General features: G+C 72.3%; 26 protein-coding genes and 1 tRNA gene. 8 read left to right on the forward strand and 19 right to left on the reverse strand.

All coding sequences use genetic code 11. The annotated features are described in order from the left end of the window. Positions 1-6 precede the first annotated feature (6 nt). Genes hutH through hutU form a run of 5 tightly spaced genes read right to left on the reverse strand, consistent with a single transcriptional unit; the run spans position 7 to position 6,859 of the window. Positions 7-1,545 (reverse strand): histidine ammonia-lyase, encoded by a 1,539-nt coding sequence (gene hutH, locus Vau01_RS27250; protein WP_203997955.1) that lies wholly within the window; start codon positions 1,543-1,545, stop codon positions 7-9. Then, complete coding sequence (hutI, locus tag Vau01_RS27255) at positions 1,533-2,687, reverse strand: imidazolonepropionase (RefSeq protein ID WP_203997958.1); 1,155 nt, start codon at positions 2,685-2,687, stop codon at positions 1,533-1,535. The genes hutH and hutI overlap by 13 nt, the downstream gene beginning before the upstream one ends. Further along, a complete protein-coding gene (locus Vau01_RS27260) occupies positions 2,684-4,009 on the reverse strand; it encodes a formimidoylglutamate deiminase (RefSeq protein WP_203998286.1) in 1,326 nt (441 codons plus the stop codon). The genes hutI and Vau01_RS27260 overlap by 4 nt, the downstream gene beginning before the upstream one ends. Next, positions 4,000-5,214, reverse strand: coding sequence for an allantoate amidohydrolase (locus Vau01_RS27265; protein WP_203997961.1), 1,215 nt, complete (start codon positions 5,212-5,214; stop codon positions 4,000-4,002). The genes Vau01_RS27260 and Vau01_RS27265 overlap by 10 nt, the downstream gene beginning before the upstream one ends. Then, complete coding sequence (gene hutU, locus Vau01_RS27270; RefSeq protein WP_203997964.1) at positions 5,204-6,859, reverse strand: urocanate hydratase; 1,656 nt, start codon at positions 6,857-6,859, stop codon at positions 5,204-5,206. The genes Vau01_RS27265 and hutU overlap by 11 nt, the downstream gene beginning before the upstream one ends. Before the next feature lie 101 nt (positions 6,860-6,960). Between hutU and Vau01_RS27275 the strand changes: the two genes are divergently transcribed. Further along, on the forward strand, positions 6,961-7,491 hold the full coding sequence (locus Vau01_RS27275; RefSeq protein ID WP_203997967.1) for a SigE family RNA polymerase sigma factor: 531 nt from the start codon (positions 6,961-6,963) through the stop codon (positions 7,489-7,491). Continuing rightward, positions 7,488-8,855: a WD40 repeat domain-containing protein gene (locus tag Vau01_RS27280; RefSeq protein ID WP_203997969.1), complete on the forward strand. Its 1,368-nt coding sequence runs from the start codon at positions 7,488-7,490 to the stop codon at positions 8,853-8,855. Before Vau01_RS27275 ends, Vau01_RS27280 begins: the two co-directional genes overlap by 4 nt. A 6-nt stretch (positions 8,856-8,861) precedes the next feature. Here Vau01_RS27280 and Vau01_RS27285 read toward each other — a convergent pair whose 3' ends face one another. Next, the gene (locus Vau01_RS27285; RefSeq protein WP_203997972.1) at positions 8,862-9,686 is read right to left on the reverse strand and encodes an LLM class flavin-dependent oxidoreductase; all 825 of its coding nucleotides are present in this window, start codon (positions 9,684-9,686) and stop codon (positions 8,862-8,864) included. Between the two features lie 104 nt (positions 9,687-9,790). Here Vau01_RS27285 and Vau01_RS27290 point away from each other — a divergent pair, with 104 nt between their 5' ends. Further along, positions 9,791-10,189: a MarR family winged helix-turn-helix transcriptional regulator gene (locus Vau01_RS27290; protein ID WP_203998289.1), complete on the forward strand. Its 399-nt coding sequence runs from the start codon at positions 9,791-9,793 to the stop codon at positions 10,187-10,189. Here the strand turns inward: Vau01_RS27290 and Vau01_RS27295 are convergent. Genes Vau01_RS27295 through Vau01_RS27305 form a run of 3 tightly spaced genes read right to left on the reverse strand, consistent with a single transcriptional unit; the run spans position 10,186 to position 12,117 of the window. Next, positions 10,186-10,425, reverse strand: coding sequence for a helix-turn-helix transcriptional regulator (locus Vau01_RS27295; RefSeq protein WP_203997975.1), 240 nt, complete (start codon positions 10,423-10,425; stop codon positions 10,186-10,188). The genes Vau01_RS27290 and Vau01_RS27295 overlap by 4 nt on opposite strands. A gap of 4 nt (positions 10,426-10,429) precedes the next feature. Then, on the reverse strand, positions 10,430-11,263 hold the full coding sequence (locus Vau01_RS27300) for an ABC transporter permease (RefSeq protein ID WP_203997978.1): 834 nt from the start codon (positions 11,261-11,263) through the stop codon (positions 10,430-10,432). After that, positions 11,260-12,117: an ABC transporter ATP-binding protein gene (locus Vau01_RS27305; RefSeq protein WP_239151874.1), complete on the reverse strand. Its 858-nt coding sequence runs from the start codon at positions 12,115-12,117 to the stop codon at positions 11,260-11,262. Before Vau01_RS27305 ends, Vau01_RS27300 begins: the two co-directional genes overlap by 4 nt. A 65-nt stretch (positions 12,118-12,182) precedes the next feature. Here Vau01_RS27305 and Vau01_RS27310 point away from each other — a divergent pair, with 65 nt between their 5' ends. Next, complete coding sequence (locus tag Vau01_RS27310; protein WP_308440484.1) at positions 12,183-13,763, forward strand: MFS transporter; 1,581 nt, start codon at positions 12,183-12,185, stop codon at positions 13,761-13,763. Position 13,764: 1 nt separating this feature from the next. On the opposite strand, the gene Vau01_RS27315 is transcribed toward Vau01_RS27310, so the two are convergent. The 6 genes from Vau01_RS27315 to bcp all read right to left on the reverse strand — a co-directional run bounded on the left by Vau01_RS27315 (position 13,765) and on the right by bcp (position 19,094). Beyond that, on the reverse strand, positions 13,765-15,174 hold the full coding sequence (locus Vau01_RS27315; protein ID WP_239151875.1) for a pyridoxal phosphate-dependent decarboxylase family protein: 1,410 nt from the start codon (positions 15,172-15,174) through the stop codon (positions 13,765-13,767). A 13-nt stretch (positions 15,175-15,187) separates the two neighbouring features. Beyond that, positions 15,188-15,261 (reverse strand) — tRNA-Leu (locus Vau01_RS27320). Between the two features lie 12 nt (positions 15,262-15,273). Further along, entirely contained in the window at positions 15,274-16,092 is an 819-nt protein-coding gene (locus Vau01_RS27325) for a transglutaminase family protein (protein ID WP_203997984.1), read from the reverse strand. Continuing rightward, positions 16,092-17,033 (reverse strand): alpha-E domain-containing protein, encoded by a 942-nt coding sequence (locus Vau01_RS27330; protein WP_203997987.1) that lies wholly within the window; start codon positions 17,031-17,033, stop codon positions 16,092-16,094. The genes Vau01_RS27325 and Vau01_RS27330 overlap by 1 nt, the downstream gene beginning before the upstream one ends. Positions 17,034-17,049: 16 nt before the next feature. Then, complete coding sequence (locus tag Vau01_RS27335) at positions 17,050-18,603, reverse strand: circularly permuted type 2 ATP-grasp protein (RefSeq protein WP_239151876.1); 1,554 nt, start codon at positions 18,601-18,603, stop codon at positions 17,050-17,052. A gap of 23 nt (positions 18,604-18,626) precedes the next feature. Then, on the reverse strand, positions 18,627-19,094 hold the full coding sequence (gene bcp / locus Vau01_RS27340; protein ID WP_203997989.1) for a thioredoxin-dependent thiol peroxidase: 468 nt from the start codon (positions 19,092-19,094) through the stop codon (positions 18,627-18,629). A gap of 43 nt (positions 19,095-19,137) precedes the next feature. Between bcp and Vau01_RS27345 the strand changes: the two genes are divergently transcribed. Then, positions 19,138-19,872, forward strand: a complete 735-nt coding sequence (locus tag Vau01_RS27345; protein WP_203997991.1) for an energy-coupling factor ABC transporter ATP-binding protein — start codon at positions 19,138-19,140, stop codon at positions 19,870-19,872. Here the strand turns inward: Vau01_RS27345 and Vau01_RS27350 are convergent. From Vau01_RS27350 to Vau01_RS27360, 3 genes are read right to left on the reverse strand one after another with little or no spacing between them, the layout of a single operon-like run. Beyond that, positions 19,869-20,615 carry a DsbA family protein gene (locus tag Vau01_RS27350; protein WP_203997995.1) on the reverse strand — a complete coding sequence of 249 codons (747 nt, stop codon included), beginning with the start codon at positions 20,613-20,615 and terminating at the stop codon, positions 19,869-19,871. The two genes, Vau01_RS27345 and Vau01_RS27350, sit on opposite strands and share 4 nt — an antisense overlap. Continuing rightward, positions 20,554-21,078: a MauE/DoxX family redox-associated membrane protein gene (locus tag Vau01_RS27355; RefSeq protein ID WP_203997998.1), complete on the reverse strand. Its 525-nt coding sequence runs from the start codon at positions 21,076-21,078 to the stop codon at positions 20,554-20,556. The genes Vau01_RS27350 and Vau01_RS27355 overlap by 62 nt, the downstream gene beginning before the upstream one ends. Next, positions 21,075-21,665, reverse strand: a complete 591-nt coding sequence (locus tag Vau01_RS27360) for a sigma-70 family RNA polymerase sigma factor (RefSeq protein WP_239151878.1) — start codon at positions 21,663-21,665, stop codon at positions 21,075-21,077. Before Vau01_RS27360 ends, Vau01_RS27355 begins: the two co-directional genes overlap by 4 nt. Positions 21,666-21,726: 61 nt before the next feature. Between Vau01_RS27360 and Vau01_RS27365 the strand changes: the two genes are divergently transcribed. Together Vau01_RS27365 and Vau01_RS27370 are read left to right on the forward strand one after the other, a co-directional pair. Further along, the gene (locus tag Vau01_RS27365) at positions 21,727-22,347 is read left to right on the forward strand and encodes a hypothetical protein (protein WP_203998003.1); all 621 of its coding nucleotides are present in this window, start codon (positions 21,727-21,729) and stop codon (positions 22,345-22,347) included. Then, complete coding sequence (locus tag Vau01_RS27370; protein ID WP_203998006.1) at positions 22,344-24,068, forward strand: copper resistance CopC/CopD family protein; 1,725 nt, start codon at positions 22,344-22,346, stop codon at positions 24,066-24,068. The genes Vau01_RS27365 and Vau01_RS27370 overlap by 4 nt, the downstream gene beginning before the upstream one ends. A gap of 173 nt (positions 24,069-24,241) precedes the next feature. Here the strand turns inward: Vau01_RS27370 and Vau01_RS27375 are convergent, their stop codons facing one another. Then, complete coding sequence (locus Vau01_RS27375) at positions 24,242-25,540, reverse strand: glycosyltransferase 87 family protein (RefSeq protein ID WP_239151879.1); 1,299 nt, start codon at positions 25,538-25,540, stop codon at positions 24,242-24,244. Positions 25,541-25,694: 154 nt separating this feature from the next. Between Vau01_RS27375 and orn the strand changes: the two genes are divergently transcribed. Continuing rightward, positions 25,695-26,273 (forward strand): oligoribonuclease, encoded by a 579-nt coding sequence (gene orn / locus Vau01_RS27380; protein ID WP_239151905.1) that lies wholly within the window; start codon positions 25,695-25,697, stop codon positions 26,271-26,273. Positions 26,274-26,308 lie beyond the last annotated feature (35 nt).

Genomic DNA, 26,308 nt, shown 5'->3' on the forward strand with positions numbered 1-26,308 from the left:
TCGGTGCTAGCTCAGGGCGCCGGCGGCGTCTTCGACGGCGGTGCGTAGGTCGGGGCCGGCCACCAGGTCGCGGCAGGCTTCGACGACCGGGGCGAGGAAGACGTCGGGGCCGGGTTCGCCGGCGACCTTGCCCACCACGGCCATTGCCGCCTGGCCGGCGGGTGACGGGCGCATCGGGCGGCGCAACTGCAGGCCCCGCACGGCGGCCAGCAGTTCGACCGCGAGCAGGCTCTGGAGGTTGTCGAGCACTCGGCGCAGCTTCACCGTGGCCGCCCAGCCCATCGACACGTGGTCCTCCTGCATGCCCGATGTCGGCAGGGAGTCCACCGACGCGGGTGCGGCAAGGCGACGGTTCTCGGCGACGATGCCGGCGGCCGTGTACTGGGCGATCATCAGGCCGGAGTTGACGCCCGGGTCGGGGGAGAGGAACGCGGGCAGGTTGCGGTTGCGGGTGACGTCGAGGAGGCGGTCGACGCGGCGCTCGGAGATCGAGCCGACCTCGGCGGCGGCGATCGCGAGGAAGTCGGCGGCGAAGCCGAGCGGGGCGCCGTGGAAGTTGCCGGTGCTCTCGACCCGCCCGTCCAGCAGGACCACCGGGTTGTCCACAATGGACATCAGTTCGCGGGCGGCCACGTCGTCGACGAACGAGAGCGTGTCGCGGGCGGCGCCGGCGACCTGGGGTGCGCAGCGCATCGCGTACGCGTCCTGCACGGCGTGCTCGAAGTCGTCGCGGTGCGAGGCCATCACCTCGGAATTCTGCAGCAGGCGGTGGATGTTCGCCGCCGACGCGGCCTGGCCGGGATGCGGCCGGATCTCGTGCAGTTCCGGCTGGAACGGCCGGTCGGAGCCCAGCATCGCCTCGATCGCCAGCGCGCACGTCACGTCGGCCATCGTGAACAGGTGACGCGCGTCGGCGGCGGCGAGCAGCAGCATCCCGAGCATGCCGTCGGTGCCGTTGATGAGCGCGAGCCCCTCCTTGGCGGCGAGGGTCAGCGGCATCAGTCCCGCCGCGCGCAACGCGTCCGGCGCCGGCACCCGGGCGCCCGACAGGTCGAGCACCCAGCCCTCGCCGGTCAGCACGAGCGCGCAGTGCGCCAGCGGCGCCAGGTCGCCGGACGCGCCGAGCGACCCGTGTTCGGGGACCCACGGCACGATGCCGGCGTTCAACAGCTCGACCAACGACGATGCCACAACGGGACGCACACCGGAGCGGCCCATCGCCAGCGACCGCACGCGCAGCAGCATCATCGCCCGCACCACCTCGGCGGGCATCGGCGCGCCCAGCCCGGCGGCGTGCGAGCGGATCAGCGCGTGCTGCAGTTCCACCCGCCGCGCCGGTTCGATCGAGGTCTGCGCCAGCGCGCCGAAGCCGGTCGACACGCCGTAGACCGGCCGGCCGGCCCGCTCGATGTCGTCGACGATCGCCCGGCTGCGTTCCATGGCGGCCATGGCGTCCGCGCCCAGTTCCACCCGGGTCGAGGTGCGCGCGACCGCGATCACGTCGGCCGCCGTGACCCCGTCCGCGGTGACCGTCACCGTTGCCATTGCAGTTCTCCGTTCCGTACGACCGCCCGCACGAGCGGGACTCCGGGGCGGTAGGCCAGGTACACCGCGGACGGCGCGTCGAGCACCACGAGATCGGCCCGCGCGCCGACGCCGAGGTGGCCGATGTCCGTCCGCCGCAGGGCTTTGGCGCCGCCGGCCGTCGCCGCCCACAGCGCCTCGGCCGGGGTCATCCGCATCTCGCGGACGGCGAGCGCCACGCAGAACGGCATCGACGACGTGTACGACGAGCCGGGGTTGCAGTCGGTGGCCAGCGCGACCGTCGCGCCGGCGTCGAGCAGCGCACGCGCGTCGGGGTACGGCGAGCGGGTGGCGAACTCGGCGCCGGGCAGCAGCGTCGCGACGGTGTCCGACGTGGACAGTGCCGCGACGTCCGCCGTCGACAGGTGGGTGCAGTGGTCGGCGCTCGCCGCGCCCAGCGCGACCGCGAGTCGCACGCCCGGCCCGGGGCCGAGCTGGTTGGCGTGGATCCGGGCGCCCAGCCCGGCGGCGATACCGGCCCGCAGCACGGCCTCCGACTGTTCGGGGGAGAAGGCGCCGCTCTCGCAGAACACGTCGACCCACCGGGCGTGCGGCGCGGCCGCCCGGAGCATCTCGCCGCACACGAGCGCGGTGTATTCGTCGGGGTCGGCGCCGGCCGGCACCACGTGCGCGCCGAGGAACGTGGTCTCGCCGGTGAACTCGCGGGCGACCCGCAGCGAGCGCTCCTCGTCGGCCACCGACAACCCGTACCCGGACTTGATCTCGATGGTCGTGGTGCCCTGCCGCAGCGCCTCGGTGACCAGCCGCCCGACGTTGGCGCGCAGGTCGTCGTCGGTGGCCGCCCGGGTGGCCGCGACCGTGGTGCGGATGCCGCCGCCGGTGTACGGTTCGCCGGCCATCCGCGCGGCGAACTCGGCCGACCGGTCACCGGCGAACACCAGGTGCGCGTGCGAGTCGACGAACCCGGGGATGACCGCCGCGCCGTCCACGTCGACGGCCCGGTCGGCGGCGGGCGCCGCGGACGACGGCCCGACCCACGCGACCCGGCCGCCGTCGAGCACCAGAGCGGCGTCGGCCAGGGTGCCGAGCGACTGATCGAGCGTCGTCAGTTCGCCGACGCCGGTCACCAGAAGAGACGTCATGGGAGCACCGCCGCGATCGCGTCGCCCAGCGCGCGGGCCACGTCGGGAACCAGTTGATGCACGCCGTCGCGGACCACGGGACGACCGTCGACCAGCACGTGCCGCACGTCGGCCGCCGTCGCCGCGAACACCGCCTCCGGCGGCCGGCAGCCCGTGGTGCGCACCGAGTCCAGGGCCACAGTGACCAGGTCGGCGCGGGCACCCGGCGCGATCGTGCCGGCGTCGGACCAGCCGAGCGCGGCGTGCCCGCCGATCGTGGCCGCACGCACCAGCGCCGCCGCCGGGAACAGCCCGCGATGTCCGGTCCGCAGCCGCTCGTGCAGTTCCATCCCGCGGGCCTCCTCGAACAGGTCGATCACCGCGTGCGAGTCGGAGCCGAGGCACAGCGGGCTGCCGGCGTCGGCGAGCGCGGCGGCCGGCCCCAGCCCGTCGGCGAGGTCGCGTTCGGTGGTGGGGCACAGGCACACGGCGGTGCCGGAGTCGCCGAGCGCGGCCCGGTCGGCGTCGGTCAGGTGGGTGGCGTGTACCGCAGTGGTGGTCGGGCCGAGCACGCCGGCGTCGGCCAGCACCGCGGTCGGGGTCCGTCCATAGTGGACGAGGGACGCCTTGTTCTCGGCCGGCTGCTCGGACACGTGCACGTGCACCGGCTTACCCGCGGCCCACTCCATGACCACCGGCAGCTCGGCGTCCGGCACCGCCCGCACGCTGTGGACGGCCGCACCGATCAGTGCCCCCGGCCCGGCGGGCCGCACCGCGGAGACCCGTTCCGCCCAGCCGGCCGCCGACCCGTCGCCGAACCGGCGCTGCGGGCCCCGCAACGGCTGACCGTCCACAGTGGACGTCAGGTAGCACGTGTCGAGCAGCGTGATCCGGATACCGGCCTCGGCGGCCGCCGACATCAGCGCGGCGCCCATGGCGTTCGGGTCGTCGTACGGCGTCCCGCCGGGGCCGTGGTGCAGGTAGTGGAACTCGCCCACGCACGTCACCCCGGCCAGTGCCATCTCCGCGTAGACCGCGCGCGCCAGCGCGAAGTACGTGTCGGGGTCCAGCGAATCGGCGACGCCGTACATCGCGTCCCGCCATGTCCAGAACGAACCGGATTCGTGACCCGGCTCGACGCGCCCGCGCAGCGCGCGGTGGAACGCGTGCGAGTGCGCGTTCGCCAGGCCGGGCAGGGTCAGCCCGTAGAGCCGGATCCCGTCGGGTGCCGCGTCGAGCGTCACCTCGGTGAACCGGCCGCCGTCGACGGTCAGCCACACGTCGGCCCGGACCTGGCCGTCGATCCAGGCGAACTCGCACCAGTAGCGCTGACTCACGGGTATGCGAGTTCCGCGAGGACGTCGGCGAGCGCCCGGACGCCGGCCGCGCAGTCCGCGTCGGACGCCCACTCGGCGGGCGCGTGTGACACCCCGGTGGGGTTGCGCACGAACAGCATCGCGGTGGGCACGTGCGCGGCCAGCACCCCGGCGTCGTGGCCGGCACCGGTCGGCAGCACGGGCGCGTCGCCGAGCAGGGCGGCGAGCCGGTCGCGCAGGCCGCCGTCGAAGTCGACCACCGGCGACAGCGATTCGGCCGTCCACTCGACGCTCGTGCCGTCGCGGGCCGCACGCTCCGCGACGCGCCGCACCACGGCGTCGACCAGAGCGTCCACTATGGACTGGTCCGGTGCCCGGGCGTCGAGCCAGGCCGTCACGGACGCGGCGATCGCGTTGGTGGCGCCCGGTTTCACCGCGACCCGCCCCACGGTGGCCAGTGCGTCGGCGAGCCGCGCCTCCTTGTTCGCCGCGAGCACCAGGTAGGCGAACGTGAGCATCGGGTCATGGCGGTCGGCCATCGCGGTGGTGCCGGCGTGGTTGCCCTCGCCGGTGAGCGTGAAGCGCCACCGGCCGTGCGGCCAGATCGCGCTGGCGACGCCCACCGGCCGGTCGAGGTCGGCGAGCGCGCGCCCCTGCTCGACGTGCAGTTCCACGAAGGTGCCGATCCGCGCCAAGCGGGACGGGTCGGCGCCCAGGTTGTCGGAGGACGCGCCGGCGGCCTCCATCGCTTCGGCCAACGAGACGCCGTCGCGGTCGCGCAGCCGCCGGGCCTTGGCCGGATCGAGCGCGCCGGTGAGGAGCCGGGAACCGAGGCAGGGGACGCCGAACCGGCCGCCCTCCTCCTCGGTGAACACGGCGACGGCGATCGGGCGAAGCGGCTCGCCGTGCCCGCGCTCGCGCAGCAGGTCGATCGCGAGCAGGCCGCTCACCACGCCGAGCGGTCCGTCGTACCCGCCGCCGTGCGGGACCGAGTCGAGGTGGCTGCCGGTCACCACGGCGTCGCCGGCGTCCGACGAACCCCACCAGGCCCACAGGTTTCCGTTGCCGTCGGTCTCCACGTCGAGGTCGCGGTCGAGCGCCTCCTCGACGAACCACTCGCGCGTGGCGAGGTCGGCCCGCGACCACGAGTAGCGCACGTAACCGCCGGTGCCCGGCTCACGCCCGATGGGTTCCAGCGACCGCCACAGGGCCGAAAACCGGTCAGGCGTCACGACTCTCCTCCATGGGAACCCGCACACCGTGGTCGTGGGCCACGTCGGAGGCCAGGTCGTACCCGGCGTCGACGTGCCGGATCACGCCCATCTCCGGGTCGTTCGTGAGCACCCGCTCGATCTTCTGCGCCGCGAGCGGCGTGCCGTCGGCGACCGTCACCTGCCCGGCGTGGATCGACCGGCCGATGCCCACCCCACCGCCGTGGTGGATCGACACCCACGAGGCGCCGGACGCCGTGTTCACCAGGGCGTTCAGCAACGGCCAGTCGGCGATCGCGTCGGATCCGTCGCGCATGCTCTCAGTTTCCCGGTACGGCGACGCCACCGAGCCGCAATCGAGGTGATCGCGTCCGATCACGATCGGCGCCTGCACCGCGCCGCTGGCAACGAGTTCGTTGAACGCCAACCCCGCCTTGTCGCGCTCGCCGTGCCCGAGCCAGCAGATGCGCGCCGGCAACCCCTGGAACGCGACGCGTTCACCGGCCATCCGGATCCACCGGGCCAGCGGCTCGTTGTCGCCGAACAGGTCGAGCACCGCGCGGTCGGTGGCCGCGATGTCGGCCGGATCGCCGCTCAGCGCCACCCACCGGAACGGGCCCTTGCCCTCGCAGAACAGCGGCCGGATGTACGCCGGCACGAACCCGGGGAACGCGAACGCGCGCTCGTAGCCGCCGAGCTTCGCCTCGCCGCGGATGGAGTTGCCGTAGTCGAAAACCTCGGCACCCGCGTCCAGGAAACCGACCATCGCCTCGACGTGGCGCGCCATCGCGACGCGGGCCCGGTCGGTGAACTCCTCGGGCTTCTTCGCGGCGTAGTCGGGCGCGTCGGCCGGGTCGATGCCGTCGGGGACGTACGACAGCGGGTCGTGCGCGCTCGTCTGGTCGGTGACGATGTCGGCCGGCACCCCGCGCGCCAGCAGGTCGGGCAGCACGGTGGCGGCGTTGCCGACCACGCCCACCGACAGCGCCCGCCGTTCGCGCTTCGCTTCGAGGACGAGGTGCAGCGCCTCGTCCAGGCTTTCCGCCACCCTGTCGAGGTACCGGGTGTCGACTCGCCGTTGCAGGCGCGCCGGGTCGACGTCGATGATCAGGCACACGCCGCCGTTCATCGTCACCGCCAGCGGCTGCGCGCCGCCCATGCCGCCGCACCCGGCCGTGATCGTGAGCGTGCCGGCGAGGCTGCCGCCGAAGCGCTTCTCGGCCACCGCGGCGAACGTCTCGTAGGTGCCCTGGAGGATGCCCTGGGTGCCGATGTAGATCCACGAGCCGGCGGTCATCTGCCCGTACATGGTGAGGCCGAGCGCTTCGAGGCGGCGGAACTCCGGCCAGGTGGCCCAGTCGCCGACCAGGTTGGAGTTGGCGATCAGCACCCGCGGCGCCCACTCGTGCGTGCGCATCACCCCGACCGGCCGGCCCGACGCGACCAGCATCGTCTCGTCGTCCCGGAGCGTTTCGAGCGTTCGGATGAGCGCGTGGAACGACGGCCAGTCGCGGGCCGCCTTACCCGTTCCGCCGTAGACGACGAGGTCATCGGGGCGCTCGGCGACCTCGGGGTCGAGGTTGTTCCGCAGCATCCGCAGCGCGGCCTCCTGCGGCCAGCCTCGGGTGGTGAGCGTGCTGCCTCTCGGCGCGCGGATGATCGGCACGGCGGCTCCTCGAACGTCGTTGTTCTCCGTCCGACCGTAGTTGACGTCGGGACCCCTCCGCGCGGCCTCCCTGTGGCGTTATAGAGGGGCGAGGAGGTCGTGTGAGCCGTTACGAGGGGTTTGCCGAGTTTGTTCACGCGCGCAGCGGTGTGCTTGCCCGCGTGGCGTACCTGCTGACCGGCGACCACCAGCATGCCGAGGACCTGGTGCAGACCGCCCTGGCCAGGACGGCCGTGCACTGGCCCTCGGTGCGGGCGGGCGATCCCGTCGCCTACGTGCGGCGGGTGCTCTACCACGAGCACATCTCGCGGTGGCGCCGCCGCCGGCTGCGCGAGACGTTGTTCCCCCGGATGCCGGATGTGAGTCAGGCGGATCCCGCAGACGCCACCATCGACCAGATCGTGGTGCGCCGCGCCCTGGCTCGGCTGTCCCGCCGCCAACGCGCGGTGCTCGTCCTGCGCTACTTCGAGGACATGACCGAGGCCGAGACCGCCGAGCTGCTCGGGATCGGGGTGGGCACGGTGAAGAGCCACACCCGCGACGCGCTGGCGCGGCTACGTCAGGTCGAACCGGATCTGGTGGCGTTGTACGACCGTTCGGCCCGTCCGGCCGTGAGAGGGGTTGCCCGGTGAACGAGACGATCGTTCGGACGGCGCTGCATCAGGCGGCCGAAGGCATCGAGCCGTTTCCGGTGCTCGACGCGGCGATGCGGCAGGCGCGGCGGCGCCGGTTCGGGCGGCTGGTGGCGGTTCCCGCCGCGGTCGCCCTTCTCGCCGCGGTCGCCGTCGCCGGCTGGACAGGGGTGTCCCGGGAGCGGGCAGAGCGGCCGGCGGGGCCCACGCAGCCCCTGCCCGGGTTGCCCGTCCGCCTGCACGATCCCCGAACCGGCGTACCGACGGTGCACGACCAGCCACCGGGTGCCATGGCGGTCGCCTACACCGGTACGAACTTTGGCGCCTTGGCAGAGAGCCTCTACGTGGTCCTGTCCGGGCCGGCCGGGTATCGCGTGACCGACCGTTGGCCGAGCGACGAGGTGCACGTGGGCGAGGAGGTACTGCTGTCACCGGCCGGCGACCGGCTCGCGTCGCACGAGTCGGCGGACGGAACGACTGCCGTGCTCGATCTGCGTACCGGCCGGCAGCGGCTCCTGCGCCGGCCCTGGGGCGGCGACATGGAGCCGTTGGCGTGGGCACCCGACAACCGGACGATGGCGGTCGTGGTGAGTCCCAAAAACCGCGGCGGCTGGTCCGATATCTGGAACGAACTCGGCCTGTTCGACACCGAGACCGGTACGTACCGGCGCATCGGCCGGCCGGGCGGCAAATATTCGCCGGGGTTCGCGGTCGCGTTCAGCCGGGACGGGCAGCGGCTGGCGTACCAGTCCGATGACCGGATAGACGTCGTCGACCTCAACGGGTCTGCGGTGGCCGACTTCCTGGTGTCGCCGAACAGCCGGCTCGCCGGCAAGGGCGCCTTCACCCCCGACGGAGCGGCCATCGCGGTCAGCGTCACGGAGGGCTGCTGCACCCACCGCTTCGCGTTCCATGACATCGCCACCGGCGTCGAGCAACCCGAGCGGCGCTCCGTCGCGGTTCCCGACACCGGTGCGCTGCGGCTGCTGGGCTGGTCGCCGCGGGGGGAGGCGGTGGCCGTCGCCTTCCGGCACGACCCGGGAGCGGAGCCGGCCTCGGATGCCGGCCGCACGTGGTTCGAGGTGGTTCGTCGGGTCGAGGTGGTGACCGTCGGCTCCGGAGCCGTCATCATCAACGCGTCGTCCAATGTGCAAGCGGTGGACCTGGCCGACCAGGCGATTGCCACCGGGCAGATGGTGACCGCACCGCCGAAGCCGACCGGTTTCGATCCGCCGTTCCCGTTGGCCTTCGAGGATCTCCCGGTTGTCGCGATCCTGCTGCTGCCCGTGAGCGTCCCGGTCGTTGCGGTCATTTCCCTGGTGTGGCTGGTTCGGTGGCGGCGTCGTGCCCGCAGACGGGCGTAGCGGTGGTCATCCAACAGCGCGGAGCGGCGGCAGCACCTCCTTCGCGAGGTGTTCGATCCGGTCGGCCCGGTCGGGTCCGGCGGCCACCTTGAAGTTCAGCGTGGTGAAGCCCTGGCCGATGAGGTCCGGGAGCATGTTGCCGGCGACGTCGTCGAGGTCCACGTTCAGGGCGGTGGTGATGGTGGACGGGTCGCGCCCGGCCCGCTCGGCCGCGTCGAGAACGGCGCGGCGCATCAGCGGCAGCCGCTCCGCCGGCGCGTACCCGAGCGACGGGATCCACCCGTCGGCGATCCGGCCGGTCAGTTCCAGGGCGCGGGGGCCGAACGTGCCGAACCAGATGGGGATGTGGCGCGCCGGCTTCGGTTCGAGGTCGGCGTCCTCCGTGCGGTACAGCGTCCCCTCGAAACTGAACGACGGCCGCGACCACAGCCCCCGGATGACCTCGACCGCCTCGCGGAGGCCGGCGACCTTCTCGGCCGGCGCGGGGACGCGCAGGCCGAACTGGCGGAATTCGCTGTCGGAGGCGCCGCCGCCGAGGCCGAGGATCAGCCGGCCGCCGGACAGCCGGTCGAGCGTCTCGGCCATCTTGGCGACCATCGCCGGCGGCCGGTAGGGGACGCCGAGCACCCGCGTGGCGATCCCGATGCGGCCGGTGCCGGCGGCGACGAACGCCAGCATCGTCCAGGTTTCGTAGGACGGATCGGTGCCGGCCGGGTGGTCGGACGCCGAGACGAAGTCGAAGCCGAGGTCCTCGGCCGTGCGGGCCAGCGCCACCGGCCCCTCGGGGGTCAGGCCGGCGGGCAGGTCGAGGCCGAACGAGATAGGTGACATGTCATCTAAGTTAGGTGGCGCATTGGTGACGTGTCAACTAAATTGATCGGGTGACCCGCTGGCTGACCCCCACCGAAGACCGCGCCTGGCGCGGCTACCGCCGCATGCGCGGCCTGCTCGACCTGCGGCTCGCCCGCGATCTGGCCGGTGACAGCGGCCTGTCCGAACCCGACTACGACGTGCTGTCGACGCTGGGCGAGACCGCGGGCAACCGGATGCGGCTGACCGAACTGGCCGCGCACATGCTCTGGTCGAACAGCCGGCTCTCGCACCACATCGCGCGGATGGAGCAACGCGGCCTGGTGTCGAAGGACCCGTGCGCCGACGACGGCCGCGGTTCGCTGGTGACGCTGACGCCGGCCGGCCTGGCCGCCATCGGTGCGGCCGCGCCCCGGCACGTCGCCTCGGTGCGCGAACACTTCATCGACCTGCTGAGCGAGGACGACCTGGCCACCCTCGCCGCCATCACCGAACGCGTGGTGGCGAAGCTCCGGGCGCCCTAGGCCGACTTCTCGGTGGCGCCCAGCCGCGGGAACGGCGCGAGCGAGAACAGCACCTCCACCGGCACCTCGAAGTGCTGCGCGATGCGCAACGCCAGGTGCAGGCTCGGGCTGTACTCGCCGCGCTCCAGGTAGCCGACCGTCTGGTAGTGGACACCGAGCGCGTCGGCCAGTTGCCGGCGGGAGATGCCCCGCTCCGCGCGCAGCATCGCGATCCGGTTGTAGACCTGGTCGTTCATGCCGTCAGTAGCCCCGCGACATGATCCGCTGCTTGCTGGCCTGCATCGACGAGCCGGACTCGCGCCGCGCCATCCGTCGCAGCACCGCCGGTGCCACCAGCAGGCCCAGCACCGCCCAGACACCGATCACCCCGGCAGCCTCCCACAACCGCCACTCGCCACCGGGTTCGGCCGCCGCCGCCGCGTCGGGCAGCAGCGCCGCCCGCGTGCCGTGGCCCAGCCAGTACATCGGGAACACCTGCGCCACACCCTGCAGCCAGCCCGGCATGGCGGTGACCGGGTAGAAGATCCCGGAGATGCCCACCAGCCCGCCGAGGATGAGGAACGTGAGCCCGGTGCTCGACGCCGACGATTTGGTGCGCGCTCCGATGATCGCGCCCCACGGCAGCACGGACGCCAGCCCCAGCGGGATCAGCCAGGCGAGGGTGAGCCAGTCGGGCGAGAGCTCGTCGACGATGATCCGGCCGGCCACCAGCATGATCACCAGCGTGATCAACGCGGTGGCGGCGGTGTAGACGATCCGCGACACCAGGTACCCGACGATGCCGTTCGGGGTGGCCTTCGCCCGCAGCAGCGTGCCGTCCTCCCGGTCGTAGGCCAGCGCGCTGGACATGGCCAGGAACCCGCCGTACGCGATCATCATCCCGGCGAGGCTGGGCAGCGTGAGCGCGGCCAGGGGCAGCGTGGTGCCGTCGACCGTGGTGTTCCGCTGGAAGAACAGCACCAGTACCAGCACGGCGATCACCAGGATGTTGAACGCCCACTCCTGGAAGTCGGCCAGGCCGTGCCGCAGCTCGATGAAGCCACGGGAGAGGCCGGCCCGCAGCGCGGCCTTCACGCGGCTTCCTGTTCCCGCACCATCTTCATGTACGTGTCCTCCAGGCTCGCGCGGCGTACCTCCAGGTCGCCGATGCGGTCGCCGTGCTGGGCGAAGAGTTCCCGCACGAAGCGGGTGGCGTCGTCGGTGGGGTGCACGAACCGTTCACCGGCGCGCGTCCAGCGGACCTCGGCCCGCGTCGACACCTTCCGGGCCAGTTCGTCGGCGCTGCCGTCGGCCACGATGCGGCCGCCGGCCAGGATCATGATGCGGTCGGCCAGCTTCTCGGCCTCGTCGAGGTCGTGCGTGGTGAGCAGGACGGTGGTGCCGTTCATGTCGGAGAGCCGGTGGACGAGGTCGTGGAAGTCGCGGCGCGCCTGCGGGTCGAGGCCCGCCGTCGGTTCGTCGAGGAAGAGCAGTTCGGGACGACCGACGATGCCGATCGCGACGTCGACCCGGCGCCGCTGCCCGCCCGACAGCGTGCCGATCTTCCGATCCTTCAGGTCGGTGAGGCCGACGGTCGCGATCAGCTCGTCGACGTCGTACGGCTCCGCGAACGGGACGTAGTAGCGGGCCAGGTGGCTCAGCAACTGGCCGACCCGCCAGCGCCGGTGGTCGCGCCACGACTGGAGCACGATCCCGAGGCCGGCGCGCCAGCGCTCGTCACCCCGGGCCGGATCGACCCCGGTCACCGTGACCGAACCCGCGGACCGCAACCGGAAGCCCTCCAGGATCTCGATCGTGGTGGTCTTGCCGGCGCCGTTGGGCCCGAGCAGCGTGACCACCTCGCCCTTGGCCACCGTGAAGTCGACTCCCGCCAGGACGTCGACCTCCCCGTAGCGCATCCGCAGATCGCGCACCTCGATCACGCTCATGCTCACTTTTGTAGCACACCTACTATAAAATGCAAGAGACCTCTGAGGATGCGAGACTGATCTCTGTGAGCAAGCCGGTCTCGGCGTGGGCGCCGCTGAAGGTGGCCGCGTTCCGCAGCCTGTGGATCGCCCTGCTCGCGAGCAACATCGGCACCTGGATGCAACTGGTCGGCGCCCAGTGGTTGCTGATCGACGAGCCGAACGCGTCGACGCTCGTCGCCGTGGTACAGACGTCGCTGATGCTGCCCGCGCTGCTGCTGGCGCTGCCGGCCGGCGCGGTCGCCGACTCGTTCGACCGCCGCCAACTGCTCATCGTGGTGCAGGCGTACCTGCTGCTCGTCGCCGTCCTCATGACGGTGCTCACCGCGGCCGGCCAGATGCCGCCGGCGCTGCTGCTGACGCTCACGTTCGGCCTCGGCGTCGGGCAGGCGCTCACGCTGCCGGCGTGGCAGGCGCTGGTGCCCGAACTGGTCCCGCGCGACACGCTGCCGGCCGCCTCGGCGCTCGGCGGGATCAGCGTCAACGCCGCCCGCGCGATCGGCCCGGCCATCGCCGGCCTGCTGATCTCGCACGTCGGCGTCGCCGCCGTCTTCGGCTTCAATGCCGCGTCCTGCCTGATCTTCGCCCTGGTCCTGGCCCTGTGGCGCCCCGACCGCAAGCGGCGCGACCAGGCCCCGGAGCGCTTCACCTCGGCCCTGCGCGCCGGCGACCGGTACGCCCGCCACTCGCCGGTGGTGCGGCGGATCCTGCTGCGGGCGGCGCTGTTCCTGATTCCCGGCACCACCCTGTGGGCGCTGCTGCCGCTGGTCGCCGCCCGCCGCCTCGGCATGGGCTCCAGCGGCTACGGCCTGCTGCTCGCCGCGCTCGGCATCGGCGCGATCGGCGGCGCGCTGGTCACCTCGTGGGCGCGGTCGAAGTGGCGCGGCAACTTCCTGCTGATGATCTCGACGATGGGGTACGCGGCCTGCCTGGTGGTCGTGGGGCTGGTGCAGAACCCGGTGGTGGTGCTGATCGCGCTGCTGCCGGCCGGCGCGATCTGGACCGCGGTGCTGTCGAGCATCAACGCCGAGATCCAGATGTTCCTGCCGAGCTGGGTGCGGGCCCGCGGCATCGCCGTCTACCAGGTGGTGTTCGCCGGCAGCCAGGCGCTCGGCGCGCTGGCGTGGGGCGTGGTCGCCGACATCCTCGACCTGCCGGCGACGCACCTGATCGCCGCCGGGCTCATGGTGGCGGGCGGGCTCACGGTCCGCCTCTGGCCGTTGCGGGACGTGCGTGGGCTCGGCCGCGAACCCGCGATCTTCTGGCAGGAGCCGGAACTGGTGGTGGAGCCCGCCCCGCACGACGGGCCGATCCTGGTGACCGCCAAGTACCTGGTGCTGCCGGAGAACCAGGAGCCGTTCCAGGAGGCCATGGACAACGTCCGGCTGGCCCGCCTGCGTACGGGTGCCACGAGGTGGGGCCTGTTCCGGTCGGGCGAGGAGAACGACACGTTCGTCGAGGTGTACCTGGTACCCACGTGGGACGTGCACCTGCGCCAGCACCACGGCCGCCTGACCGAGAACGACCGCGTCAACGAGGAACGCGCCCACTCGTACGTCGAAGGCGACGCCGAGGTCACCCACCTCCTCCCGACCGACGCGGAGTAGTTCAGGCGGTCTCCTGGATCAGTTTCCACGTCGCGTCGATGTGGTCGGTCCGTGTCGAGGGGGCGCCCACCGCCAATCGGAGCACGTATTGGCCGCGCACCTTCGTATGGGTGAGCAGGCAGCGGCCGGTCTCGTTGATCCGGCGCAGCAGCGTCTCGTTGGCCGCGTCGTCCTCGCCCCGGAGGCGGAAGCAGACCAGGCCGAACGGGTGGGGTGCCACCACCTCGAAGCGGTCGTCGGCGCGTACCGCGGCCGCGAACCGCTGGGCCAGCGCCACGCCGTCGCGGATGTGGGCCCGGATGCCCTCGACGCCGTACCAGCGCAGCACGAACCACAGCTTCAGCGCCCGGAACCGCCGTCCCAGCGGCACCTGCCAGTCGCGGTAGTCGACGACGGTGCCGGACTCGCTCGCGGCGTTGCGCAGGAACTCCGGCAGCACCGACAGGGCGCGGGTGAGGTCGGCCGGATCGGCGACCCAGAGCGCGTCGCAGTCGAAGCCGGTGAGGAGCCACTTGTGCGGGTCGAAGCAGTAGGAGTCGGCCAGGTCGAGGCCGTCGTTGATCCAGCGGAACTCGGGGCAGGCGGCCGCCGCACCGGCGTAGGCCGCGTCGACGTGCAGCCAGACGCCGAACTCCCGGCAGATCGCGCCGATCGCGGGCAGCGGGTCGACGGCGGTGGTCGACGTCGTGCCGATCGTGGCCACGACCAGCGCCGGCACCACCCCGGCCGCCCGGTCGGCCTCGATCGCGGCGCGCAACGCTTCCGGACGCATCGCGAGAGACGACGGGTCGACCTCGATCGAGCGCACCGCCTTGTCGCCGAGGCCGGCGACCCGGGCCGCCTTCTCGATCGACGAGTGCCCCTGCGAGGAGGTGTAGACGGCGAAGGAACCCCGAACCCCGTCGGTGCGCCAGGCCCCGCCGCTCGCGCGATGGAGCGCGGCCAGCGTCGCGATGAACGTGGCCGACGACGCCGAGTCCTGGATGACGCCCTTGCCGCCGCGGAAGCGCTCGGGCAACCCGAGCAGGTCGGCCAGCCAGTCGAGCATCACGGTCTCGACCTCGGTGCACGCCGGCCCGGTCGCCCACATCATGCCCTGCGTGCCGAGGCCGGCGCCGATCAGATCGCCGAGTACCGACGGCCCCGACGTGTTCGCCGGGAAGTAGGCGAAGTGCGCGGGGTGCTGCCAGTGCGTGGTGCCCGGCACCACGACGTCGTCGAGGTCGGTGAAAATGCCTTCGAGCCGGTCGCCCTTGTCGGGCGGGGCGCCGGGTAGTTCCGCGGCAACGTCTCCGGGACGCACGGAGCCGGCGACGGGCAGCTCGGGCAGGCGCTCCCAGTAGCGGGCGACCCACTCGACGGCGGCATGGCCCAGTTCACGGAACTCGTCGGGCGTCATGTGCGTGCTCACGAACCGACGATAGTGGGGCCGGTGAGAGTCGAACTCACACTGTCACGGACCTAAACCGTGTGCCTCCTGCCGTTGGGCTACGGCCCCGTCCGGAAAACCTTACGTCACGCGCGTGATCTCGACCGAGACGCCCAGGTGGCTCGACGGCGGCCCGTGGTAGACGCCCTTCAGCGGCGCCACGTCGTCGTAGTCGCGGCCCCGCGCCACCACCACGTGACGGGGACCGACGGGCACGCCGTTCGTCGGGTCGTAGCCGACCCAGTCGCCGCACCACCACTCGACCCAGGCGTGGCTCTGGCCCTCGACGGTCTGGCCGACCTCGGCCTCGCGCGCCGGGTGCAGGTAGCCCGACACGTACCGGGCCGGAATGCCGCGCTGGCGCAGCAGGGCGACGGTCAACTGGGCGATGTCCTGGCAGACGCCCTTCCGCTGCGTCCACGCCTCCTGCGCGGAGGTCTGCACGCCGGTCGAGCCCGGCACGTACTCGACCTCGGCGCGCACGAACTCGGCGATCGCCGGCGCCACCTCGGACGGCAGGCCCGCGAAGGCCGGAAGGACCGACGGATCGACCGTCGTGCGCGGGGTCGCGGCGAGCAGTTCGGCGAAACGGTCGGCTTCGGAAGAAAGAACGGGCCAGTCGACCGGTGGGACCGGCGCCGGCGTGTCGGTCTCGACCAGGCTCGACGCCACCACCTTCAGCTCGCCGTGCGACCGTTGCAGGTCGAACGCGGTCACCAGCGTGCCCCAGTAGTCGTAGTACCGGTACGTCGAGGCGGCCGGGTGCACCTCGACCTGGCTGAACAGCGTCACCTGCCAGGGCAGGGTCATCGGCGTCACCCGGGCCTCGTTGTACGACGCGTGGGCCTGCCCCTCGTACGTGAACCCGGTGACGTGCCGGATCCGCAAGCGCCAGGACATCAGAAGACCTCCTCGTGCGCCCACGACACCGGCGCGGACTCCGGGAAGTACCGGTCGGTGACGGCCGCCGACGCCGCGGCGCACGCGTCCTTCAACCGCCCCAGATGGCTCGGCAGGTCGGCCAGCAACCGGTCCGACTCGGTGTACTCCAGCCGGGTGCGGACCTGGCCGATCGGCCGCCGCGCCGCGTCGGTCACACCGGCCCGCTCGATCGCCGGGTCGAGTTCGAGCAGGCACTGCTCGGCGGTGGTCAGCGCGTGCAGGGCCGACCGCGGGAACAGCCGGTCGTGCAGCAGGAACTCCACCACCCGCTCGGCGTGCACGGTGCCGCCGTGCGTGCGCAGGAACGACTCGTCGGCGCCGCACGCCCGCAGCACCGTGCGCCACGCCGGGTGGTCGGGCCGCGCCTCGACCTGGATCGACAGCATCCGGGCGGTCATGTCGACCCGCTCCAGCGAACGGCCCAGGACGAGGAACCGCCAGCCGTCGTCGCGGCTCATCGTCGACTCGGCGAGCCCGGCCAGCACCGCGGCCCGCTCGCGCACGAACGCCAGGTACACCGCCGGGCCCAGCCGGTCGGCGGCGAGGCGCCGGGCCGGCAGCGAGTGCCAGGTGACGTTCAGGCACTCCCACATCTCGCTGGAGATGGTCTCCCGGGCGCCGCGCGCGTTGTCGCGCGCCGCCGCGAGCGCGCCGGCGATCGCGGACGGGTTGGCGCCGTCGAACGCGAGCACGTCGAGCACCGCCGCGGCGGTCATCCGGACGTCGCCCGGGGCCGGCGCGCCGAGGATCGACAGCATCGCCCGGCCGCCGCGGTCCTCGTCGGACCACGGGTCCTCCAGCAGGCGGGCGAGCCAGGCGTCGAGGATGCGGGCGGTGTCGTCGGCGCGTTCGACGTACCGGCCGATCCAGAACAGGGACTCGGCGATCCGGCTCAACATGCTCAGCGGGTCCCCTCTACTGCTGTTGCTGTTGCGCGGCGATCGCCGCGCCGGCCGGACCCACGTCGCGGAAGTCGGGCGCCGGGGCCACGGCCGGCACCGTTTCCACGAAAGCCGGAACCACCGCGGGCGCCACCGGTTCCGGTGCGAGCACCCACGTGTCCTTGGAGCCGCCGCCCTGGCTGGAGTTGACGACCAGCGCGCCCTCCGGGAGCGCGACCCGGGTGAGGCCGCCGGGCAGCAGCCAGACGTCGTCGCCGTCGTTGACCGCGAACGGCCGCAGGTCGATGTGCCGCGGCGCGACCCGGTCGCCGACGAGCGTCGGCGAGGTCGACAGCAGCACGGGCCGCTGCGCGATCCAGCCCCGCGGGTCCATTTCGACCGCGGCGCGAAGCGTGGCCAGGGTCTGCGAATCGGCCTTCGGGCCGATGACGATGCCCTTGCCGCCGGAGCCCTCCACCGGTTTCAGCACCAGTTCGTCGAGGCGGTCCAGGACGTCGTGCAGCACCTCGGGATCGTCGAGCCGGTACGTCTCGACGTTGTCGATCAGCGGCTCTTCGTGCAGGTAGTAGCGGATCAGGTCGGGGACGTAGGTGTAGATGAGCTTGTCGTCGGCGACGCCGTTGCCGATCGCGTTGGCCAGCGTCACGTTCCCCGCCCGCGCCGCGTTGACGATGCCCGGCGCGCCGATCACCGAGTCGGGCCGGAAGTGCAGCGGATCGATGAACTCGTCGTCGACCCGGCGGTAGACCACGTGCACCGGCTGCTCGCCCTGCGTGGTGCGCATGAACACCTTGTTGCCGTGGCAGCGCAGGTCGCGCCCCTCCACGAGTTCGACGCCCATCAGCCGGGCCAGCAACGCGTGCTCGAAGTACGCCGCGTTGTAGATGCCCGGCGTGAGCACCACCACGCACGGATCGGTGACGCCGTCGGGCGCCGCCCTGCGCAGCGCCGCCAGCAGCCGCGCGGGGTAGTCGTCGACCGGGTACACCGGCGCCTCGGTGAACAGCACCGGCATCGTCTGCGCCATCGCCCGCCGGTTCTCGATGACGTAGCTGACGCCCGACGGGATGCGCAGGTTGTCTTCGAGCACCCGGAACCGGCCCAGCTCGTCACGCACCAGGTCGACGCCGCTGACCTGCACCCGCACGCCGTTCGGCGGGTTGATCCCGTACGCCTCGCGCCGGTAGTGCGCGGAGGTGTAGATGACCTTTTTCGGAACCAGGCCGTCCGTCAGGACCTGGGCCGTCCCGTAGAGGTCCGCGAGAAAGGCCTCCAACGCCTTGACCCGCTGGCACACCGCGCGGGTGAGCAGGTCCCACTCGTGGGCATCGATGATCCGGGGGATCAGGTCGAGCGGGAACGGCCGTTCCTCACCCGCGTACGCGAACGTGACGCCCCGGTCGGTGAACACGCGGGCCAACTGGTCGGCGCGGTAGCGGAGATCGGACGTGGCGAGCGGCTGGATCGTGGCGAACACCGACTCGTACGGCGGCCGGGGCACCCCGGGCCGGGCGAACATCTCGTCCCACGCCGCGGACATCGGGTACGCGTCGAAGATGTCCGCCATGGCCGAAGCGTAATGAGGTTCTGTTACGAATCAAGGCCGAGGTCACGGCGCAGTTTCGCGACGTGGCCGGTGGCTTTCACGTTGTACATCGCCCGCTCGATCTTGCCGTCGGCGTCGATGACGAACGTGGACCTTTTCACGCCCACGACCGTCTTGCCGTAGAGCTTCTTCTCGCCGTAGGCGCCGTACTCCTTGAGGACAGCTTTGTCCGGATCCGACACCAGGGGGAACGTCAGTTGATCGCGCTCGCGGAACTTCGCCAGCTTCGCCGGCTTGTCGGGGGAGATGCCGACCACCTCGAAGCCCTGCGCGTGCAGCGACTGCAGCGAGTCGCGGAAGTCGCACGCCTGCGTGGTGCAGCCGGGCGTCATCGCGGCCGGGTACACGTACAGGATCACCCGCTTGCCGCGCAGGTCACCGAGGCTGAGCTGCTCCTCGGTGTCGGTGGTGAGGGTGAAGTCGGGCGCGGCGTCCCCGGGCTCAAGCGTCATGCCGGCAATCTACTCGCTGCCCAGGTGCGAATAGGGTGGTGTGGTGACACTCAAGGTCGATGCGGTGACCTTCGCCTACCCCGACGGGCGGGAAGCGCTGCGGGGCATCAACCTCTCGCTGGCGGCCGGCGAACGGGTCGCCCTGCTCGGGCCGAACGGCGCCGGCAAGACCACGCTCGTTCTCCACCTCAACGGCGTGCTGCACGGCGGCGCCGGCACGGTGACCGTCGACGGGCAGCGGGTCGATCCGCGCAACCGGTCCGGGCTCGCCGAGATCCGGCGGCGGGTCGGCATCGTCTTCCAGGACCCCGACGACCAGCTGTTCCTGCCGACGGTCGAGGAGGATGTCGCGTTCGGTCCGTCGAACCTCGGCCTCCGCGGCGATGCCCTGGCCGCGCGGGTCACCGAGGCACTGGACGCGGTGGGCATGGCCGGGCACCGCGAGCGCACCCCGCACCACCTGTCGTTCGGCCAGCGGCGGCGGGTGGCCGTCGCCACCGTGCTGGCGATGCACCCGTCGATCCTGGTGCTCGACGAGCCCAGCTCGAACCTCGACCCGGCCAGCCGCCGCGAACTCGCGACGATTCTGGAGTCGCTGCCGGTGACCATGCTGATGGTCACCCACGACCTGCCGTACGCCCTGCAGCTCTGCCCGCGCGCGGTGATCCTCGACGACGGCCGCGTGGTCGCCGACGGCCGCACGGAAGATCTTCTAGCGGACGCCGAGCTGCTCGCCCGGCACCGCCTGGAGCTCCCGTACGGCTTCGCGGTGCGTTAGGCCGCTGAAACGGCCGCGTTGATCGCGTCGGGGGTCGCGTCGACCTTCTTGCCGTTGACCAGCACCGTCGGCGTGCCGTTGACGCCGGCCTTCGTGGCCGCCTCGGTGACGCCGTCGACCCACGACGTGTGCTTCCCGTCCTTGACGCACTGACCGAAGGCGGTGGTGTCGATGCCGGCGGTTCCGGCCAGCTCGATCAGCTTGTTGTCGTCGAGGCCGGGCGAGTTCTCCGGCGGCTGGTTGGCGTAGAGCACCTTGGCGTACTCGACGAACTTGCCGGCGTCGGACGCGCAGCCGGACGCCGCGGCGGACCGGGTCGAGTAGTTCGTGGTGGAGAACCGGTCGAGGAACGCCAGCGGGTGGTACACCACCGTCGCCGCGTTCGAGCTCACCAGCGTGTCGAGCGTCGTGGCGGCACCGTCCTCGAACTCCTTGCAGTGCGGGCACATGAAGTCGAGGTACACGTCGACGGTCACCGGGCCGGTGCCCACCTTGACGCCGGCGGCGTCGGCGCTGGCCGGCGGGGGAGCGGTCGACGGCTCGGGCCGCTGCTCCTGGTAGACGTACCAGCCCGCGACGCCGGCGATCAGGAGCAGGGCGAGCGCCACCGCGCCGACCGCGAACGCCCGCTGGCGCATCTTCTCCCGTTGCCGCTGGCGGGCGACGACGGACCGCGGCCGCTTACCGGCTTTCTTCGCCGGCGTGCTCCCGGGCGTCTTCGCCGGCTTCTTCTTCGTCGCCATCGTCTTCTTCTTCCATCGCGAACAGATTGTCGACCGCGAGCCGGCTGGTCGGTCGCCACACCAGGTAGACCGCGACGGCGAGCAGGGCCACGTCGCGCGCGATCTCCCAGAAGTAGGTGGGTGACCGGCCGGCCGCGAGCTCGCCGCCGCCGCCGAAGCAGCCGCAGTCGATGCGCAGCCCGCGGGCCCAGGCCGACGCGATGCCGCCGATGAACACCATCAGCAGCGTCGAGCTCGCGACCGCCGCGATCCGGGTGGCGAACCCGGCCACCAGGAGCACCCCGATCGTGATCTCGACGAACGGCAGCGCCGCGCCCACCACCTTGGAGACCTCGTAGGGCAGCAGGTCGTACGCGTGCACCGCCCGCACCGACCCCTGGAGGTCGCTCACCTTGGTGGCACCGGCGACCAGCCACACCCCGGCCAGCAGCAACCGCGCCGCCGACCGAATCCACAAGCTCACAAAGGCTTGGTCGTAACGGACGCCGGTTCGGTTCCCGCCTGGGTGTTCTCACAGAGTTCCGGCGCGCTGCCCAGCGCGTCCACGAGCTCTGCCCTGGCCCGGGCGACGCGCGACCGGATGGTGCCGACCGGGACGCCCTCGACGGCGGCCGCCTCGACGTAGGAGAGGCCGGCGACCTGGGTGAGCACGAACGCGGCCCGGCGCAGCGGGTCGAGCCGCCGGAGCAGGTCGAGCGCGTCGACCAGGCCGGTGTCGTCGGGGCCGGGGTCCGCGGGGGCGGCGAGGAGTCGGTCGCCGAGCCGCCGCCGGCGCACGGTGGCGCGGAGGTGGTCGGCGCACGTGCGGCGGGCGATCGACAGCAGCCAGGTGCGCACCCCGGCCCGGCCCTCGAACGTGGGCAGCGCCTTCAGCGCCCGCAGGAACGTCTCCTGGGTGAGGTCGTCGGCGGCGTCGCGGTCGACCAGCGCGGCGGCGAGCCGCCACACCTCGGCCTGGGTGGCCCGCACGAACGCGCCCTGTGCGATCGGATCGCCCGTCGCGGCAGCGACGGCGACGGCCTCGAGGTCGTCGCGCTGGGCAGGGATCACGCACCGAGCGTACGACGCCCGGGGTGGGAACTTTCCGTCCGGTCTGGTCGACTTGGTTTCCATGACGTGCTCGCAGGTCCGCCTCGCGCTCTCCGCCCGCCTCGACGGTGAGGACCCCGGCTTCGACCCGGACGACCACCTCCGTGGGTGCGCCGGCTGCCGGCAGTGGCTGGCGCAGGCCGAAGCGCTGGGCCTGATGCTGCGGGTGCCGACGCGGGCGACGCCCGACGTCACCGAGGCGGTGCTGGCCCGGCTCGCCGCCGAGAAGTCGGCCGCCCGGTCGGCCGCCGCGGCGAAGGCGGCGCGCTGGACCGACGCGCTGCGCCTCGGCCTCGGCGGGATCGCCGCCGTGCAGTTGCTGCTGGCGTTGCCGGGCGTGCTGGGGCTGGAGGGGTCGCACGCGCACCACGAGGTGGCCGCGGTGGCCGTCGCGTTCCTGCTGGCCGCGTTCCGCCCGGCGCTGGCGAAGCCGTACGCGCCGGTGGCCGTCGTGCTGGCCGGGTGCCTGGTGCTCTCCGCGGTCCTGGACCTGTCACAGGGGGTGACCACCGTCGGTCACGAGGCGGGTCACCTGATGACGGTCATTCCGGCCGCTATGCTCGTTGCGCTGGCGTACCGGCCCGGCACCCCGCCTCCCATGCAGCCGGCGCACGGCCGGCGGGAGGAAGTGGCGGTGCGGTGATCGGGCGCGGTTCGCGCAAGTTCAGCCTGGCGGTACTCGTCGGGATCGCGTTTGTCCTGCTGGCGTCGTCGCCCGCGGCCGCGCACGCGGCGCTGAGCAGCACCGACCCGCCGCCGAACGCGATCCTCGCGAGCCCACCCGGCGCGATCACGCTCACGTTCACCGAGGGCGTCCGGGCCGTCTCCCAGCGGATCAAGGTGATCGGGCCAGATCGATCGGTGGTGAGTTCGGGCAACCCCACCACCACCGGCTCGAAGTTGACGATCCCGGTCCGCACCGACGCCGGCAAGGGCACCTACCTGGTGACGTACCGGGTGATCTCGGCCGACAGCCACCCGATCGGCGGGAGTTTCGTCTACCACGTCGGCGCGCCGTCGGCCGATCCGCCGCAGGAGGGGCAGGCCGCGATCACCAAGGTCGACCCGGTGGTCGCCTGGACGCTCGGCGCCGCCCGGTACCTCGGCTACGTCGGCCTGGTGCTGCTGATCGGCCCGATGCTGTTCCTGGCCCGGCTGTGGCCGGCCCGGCTGTCGCGCCGGGTGCCGGCGCAGCTGGTCGCCACCGGGCTCGGGCTGCTGGCGTTCAGCACGGTCGCGGAGATGTACCTGCAAGGGCCGTACACGGCGGGCACCGGCCTGTTCGGCGCCGACGCCGACGCGGTCCTGAACGCGCTGGGCGGCTCGTACGGGACCACGCACACGGTGCGCCTCGGCGTCCTGGCGGCGATCGCGGTGCTGCTGCGGCCGTTCGTGCGACCGCAGGGACCGTCGACCGTCGACCTGGCGGTGGTGTCGTTCTTCGCGGTGGTCGGGCTCGGCACGTGGCCGCTCAGCGGGCACGCGGGCGTGTCGCCGGCGCCGGCCGTGTCGCTGGTCGCCGACGCGGCGCACCTGGCGTCGATGGGCGTGTGGCTGGGCGGGCTGGTGATGCTCGTCGGGGTCCTGTTACGTCACGCCAACGCCCGGGAACTGAACGCGATCCTGCCGGTGTGGTCGAACTGGGCGATGATGGCCGTCATCGTGCTCTCGCTCACCGGCGTCGCGCAGGCGATCATCGAGGTCGAGTCGTTCGGGCCGCTGTTCGACACCCGGTACGGGCGGTTGGTGCTGGTGAAGGCCGGGCTGCTGGCCGTGGTGCTGCTGGTGGCGTGGTACTCGCGGCGGCTGGTCCTGGCGCCGGCGCCGAAGGCGCTGGTCGGTGTCGGCGGTGGCCCGGCCGAAGATCCCGAAGATCTTGATGAGGACCTCGATGAGGACGGGGAGCCGCCCGCCGATCCGCCGGTGCGCTCGCTGCGCCGGTCGATCCTGGCCGAGCTGGCGATCACGGGCGTGGTGCTCGCCGTCGCGGCCGCCCTGGTGCAGACGCCGCCGGCGCGCAGCGTCGCCGACGCGCCCCCGGAGCCCTACGCGGTGACCCTGACGACCGACCTGTTCCGGGTGCGGATGGAGCTCGACCCGGCCCGGGAGGGCGGCAACTCGCTGCACCTGTACGCGTACAACCCCGCCGGCGAACCGCAGGCCGTGGTCGAGTGGACGGTCACCGCGACCCCCGCCGACGGCAGCATCGACGCGCTCGACGTGCCGCTGCTGCCCGTCACCGCCGATCACGCGGTGGGCGAGCCGACGTTCCCGACGCCGGGTGAGTGGGACATCAAGATCACGATCCGGCTGTCGGAGACCGACCAGGCGACGGTGAGCCAGCGGGTGAAGATCAGCGAATGACCGCTGTATCGACCCGGCGGCCCCGCACGGGGGGAACGAGGCCGCCGGGTCACCGGGGGGTAACCACGCCACGGGGGAAGTGGCGGCGGGGCCACCGGACCAGAGTCAGCGGTAACCCGACGTTTCGACTGTAGGACTGTCCCCTGGTGGGCCGTAAGCACCCGATCGGGCGATCACCCGAGGTGGGGTGACGCGCCGGTGCCGGCCATCGCGGGCTCGTCCACGGGTCTCGGGGGGACGGCCGGGGTCGCCCGTTCGGCGAATGCCGGCACGGCCCGGCCGCGCACCGGCAGGGCGACGATGAGCACGGCCGCCAGCAGCACGTACCAGTTCTCGATCAGGAACCCGGGCAGCCCGTGGGCGAACAGGCGCTTGCTGAGCCCGAGTTCGAACAGCGAGATGACGCTCACCGTCACGCTCGCCCAGCACAGGCCGGCCAGCACGAACAGCCCCGGGCGCCGGGCCGCGGCTCTGCCGTCTCCGCCGGCCACATCCACCAGCACCAGCAGTGCCGGCACGAACCAGAACAGGTGGTGCGGCCAGGTGATCGGGCTGGCCAGGCCGCCCACGAACCCGGTGACGGTCAGGCCCACCACCTCGTCGCCCGCGAGCGCCGCCCGCCGGGCCCGCCAGAGCCCGTACCCGGCCGTGACCACCACCAGGCACACCCACACCAGCCGACCGGGCTCGGCCGGATCGCTGAGGCGGGCCAGCATGCCCAGGATCGACTGGTTCGCGACGCGGTCGGTGTGGCCGACCCGGCCGGTTTCCCAGAGCGCGGCGGTCCAGAAGTGCCACGAGTCGGTCCACGCGACGGCGGCGGCCAGCAGGGTGGCGCCGGCGGCGGTGGCCGTCGCCGTGAGCGCGGCCCGCCACCGGCGGGTGATCAGCAGGTAGACGATGAAGATCGCGGGCGTCAGCTTGATCGCGGCCGCGATGCCGATGCCGATCCCGGCGAGCCGCGGCCAGCGCGGCGCCACGATGAGCAGGTCGGTGAGCACCAGCAACACGAGCAACATGTTGATCTGGCCGAAGTTCACCGTCTCGCGGATCGGTTCGAGCGTGCTCACCAGCGGCACCGCCAGCAGCGTCGCGAACCACAGCGGCACGTGGTGCCGGCGCGCGATGGGCCGCACCAGCCAGATCGTGGTGACGATCACGGCCGCGGCCGAACCGGCCCAGAACAGGAAGACGCTCGCCCGGAAGCCGATGACGCCCAGCGGCGCCAGGACCAGTGCCGCGAACGGGGGATAGGTGAACCCCAGGCGGCCCTGGATAGGGTCGTCGTGGGCGAACGAGTACAGCGGATGACCGTCGTGCCACCACCGCATCGCGTTGACGTAGATTCGCAGATCCAGGAAGTGGTGCCGGTTGCCGTACCAGACCTGTGCCGCCACCACGGCGGCCGTAACCACGATCAGCAGCAGCAACCTGCGCCGGAGCGCCCGGCGCGGGACGGTGGTGCTTGTCATGCGGCGCTGTTCCTGTTCCATGGTTGAGCTAGCGGCAACCTTAACCAAACGTTGCCCGTTGTGTGGGAGAGGTATGCGGTACGCGTCGCACGCGATGCGTTCGTCACACTAGGCTGATGGCGTGAGTGATCTTCTGGTCTGGATCGATTGCGAGATGACCGGTCTCGATCTGCGGCGTGATGCCCTCATCGAGGTGGCGGTGGTGATCACCGGTGCCGATCTGGTGCCGCTCGACGCGGGGCTCGACATCGTCGTCAAGGTGCCCGACCAGGTGCTCGACGGCATGGTCGACGTGGTGCGCGACATGCACGACAAGTCCGGGCTCACGGCCGCGGTGCGCACCGCCACCACCACCCTGGAGCAGGCCGAGGAGCAGGTGCTCGAGTACGTGAAGAAGCACGTGCCCGAGCCGCGCACGGCGCCGCTGTGCGGCAACTCCATCGCCACCGACCGGGGTTTCATCGCCCGCGACATGCCCCGCCTCGACGCCCATCTGCACTATCGGATGATCGACGTGTCGTCGGTGAAGGAGCTGTGCCGCCGCTGGTACCCGCGGGCGTACTTCGGCCAGCCCGCCAAGGGTCTCGCGCACCGCGCGCTGGTCGACATCCTGGAGAGCATCCGCGAGTTGGAGTACTACCGGCGGGCGATCTTCGTCCCGCCGCCGGGGCCCGACGTGGAGTCCGGGAAGGCGATCGCGGCCGCGCTGCTGGCCGAGGAACGCCAGGCGTAATCCCACTCGACGGCGGGCCTCCCCATGCCGCTATC

Source organism: Virgisporangium aurantiacum, from assembly GCF_016863635.1.
GTDB classification, from domain to species: domain Bacteria; phylum Actinomycetota; class Actinomycetes; order Mycobacteriales; family Micromonosporaceae; genus Virgisporangium; species Virgisporangium aurantiacum.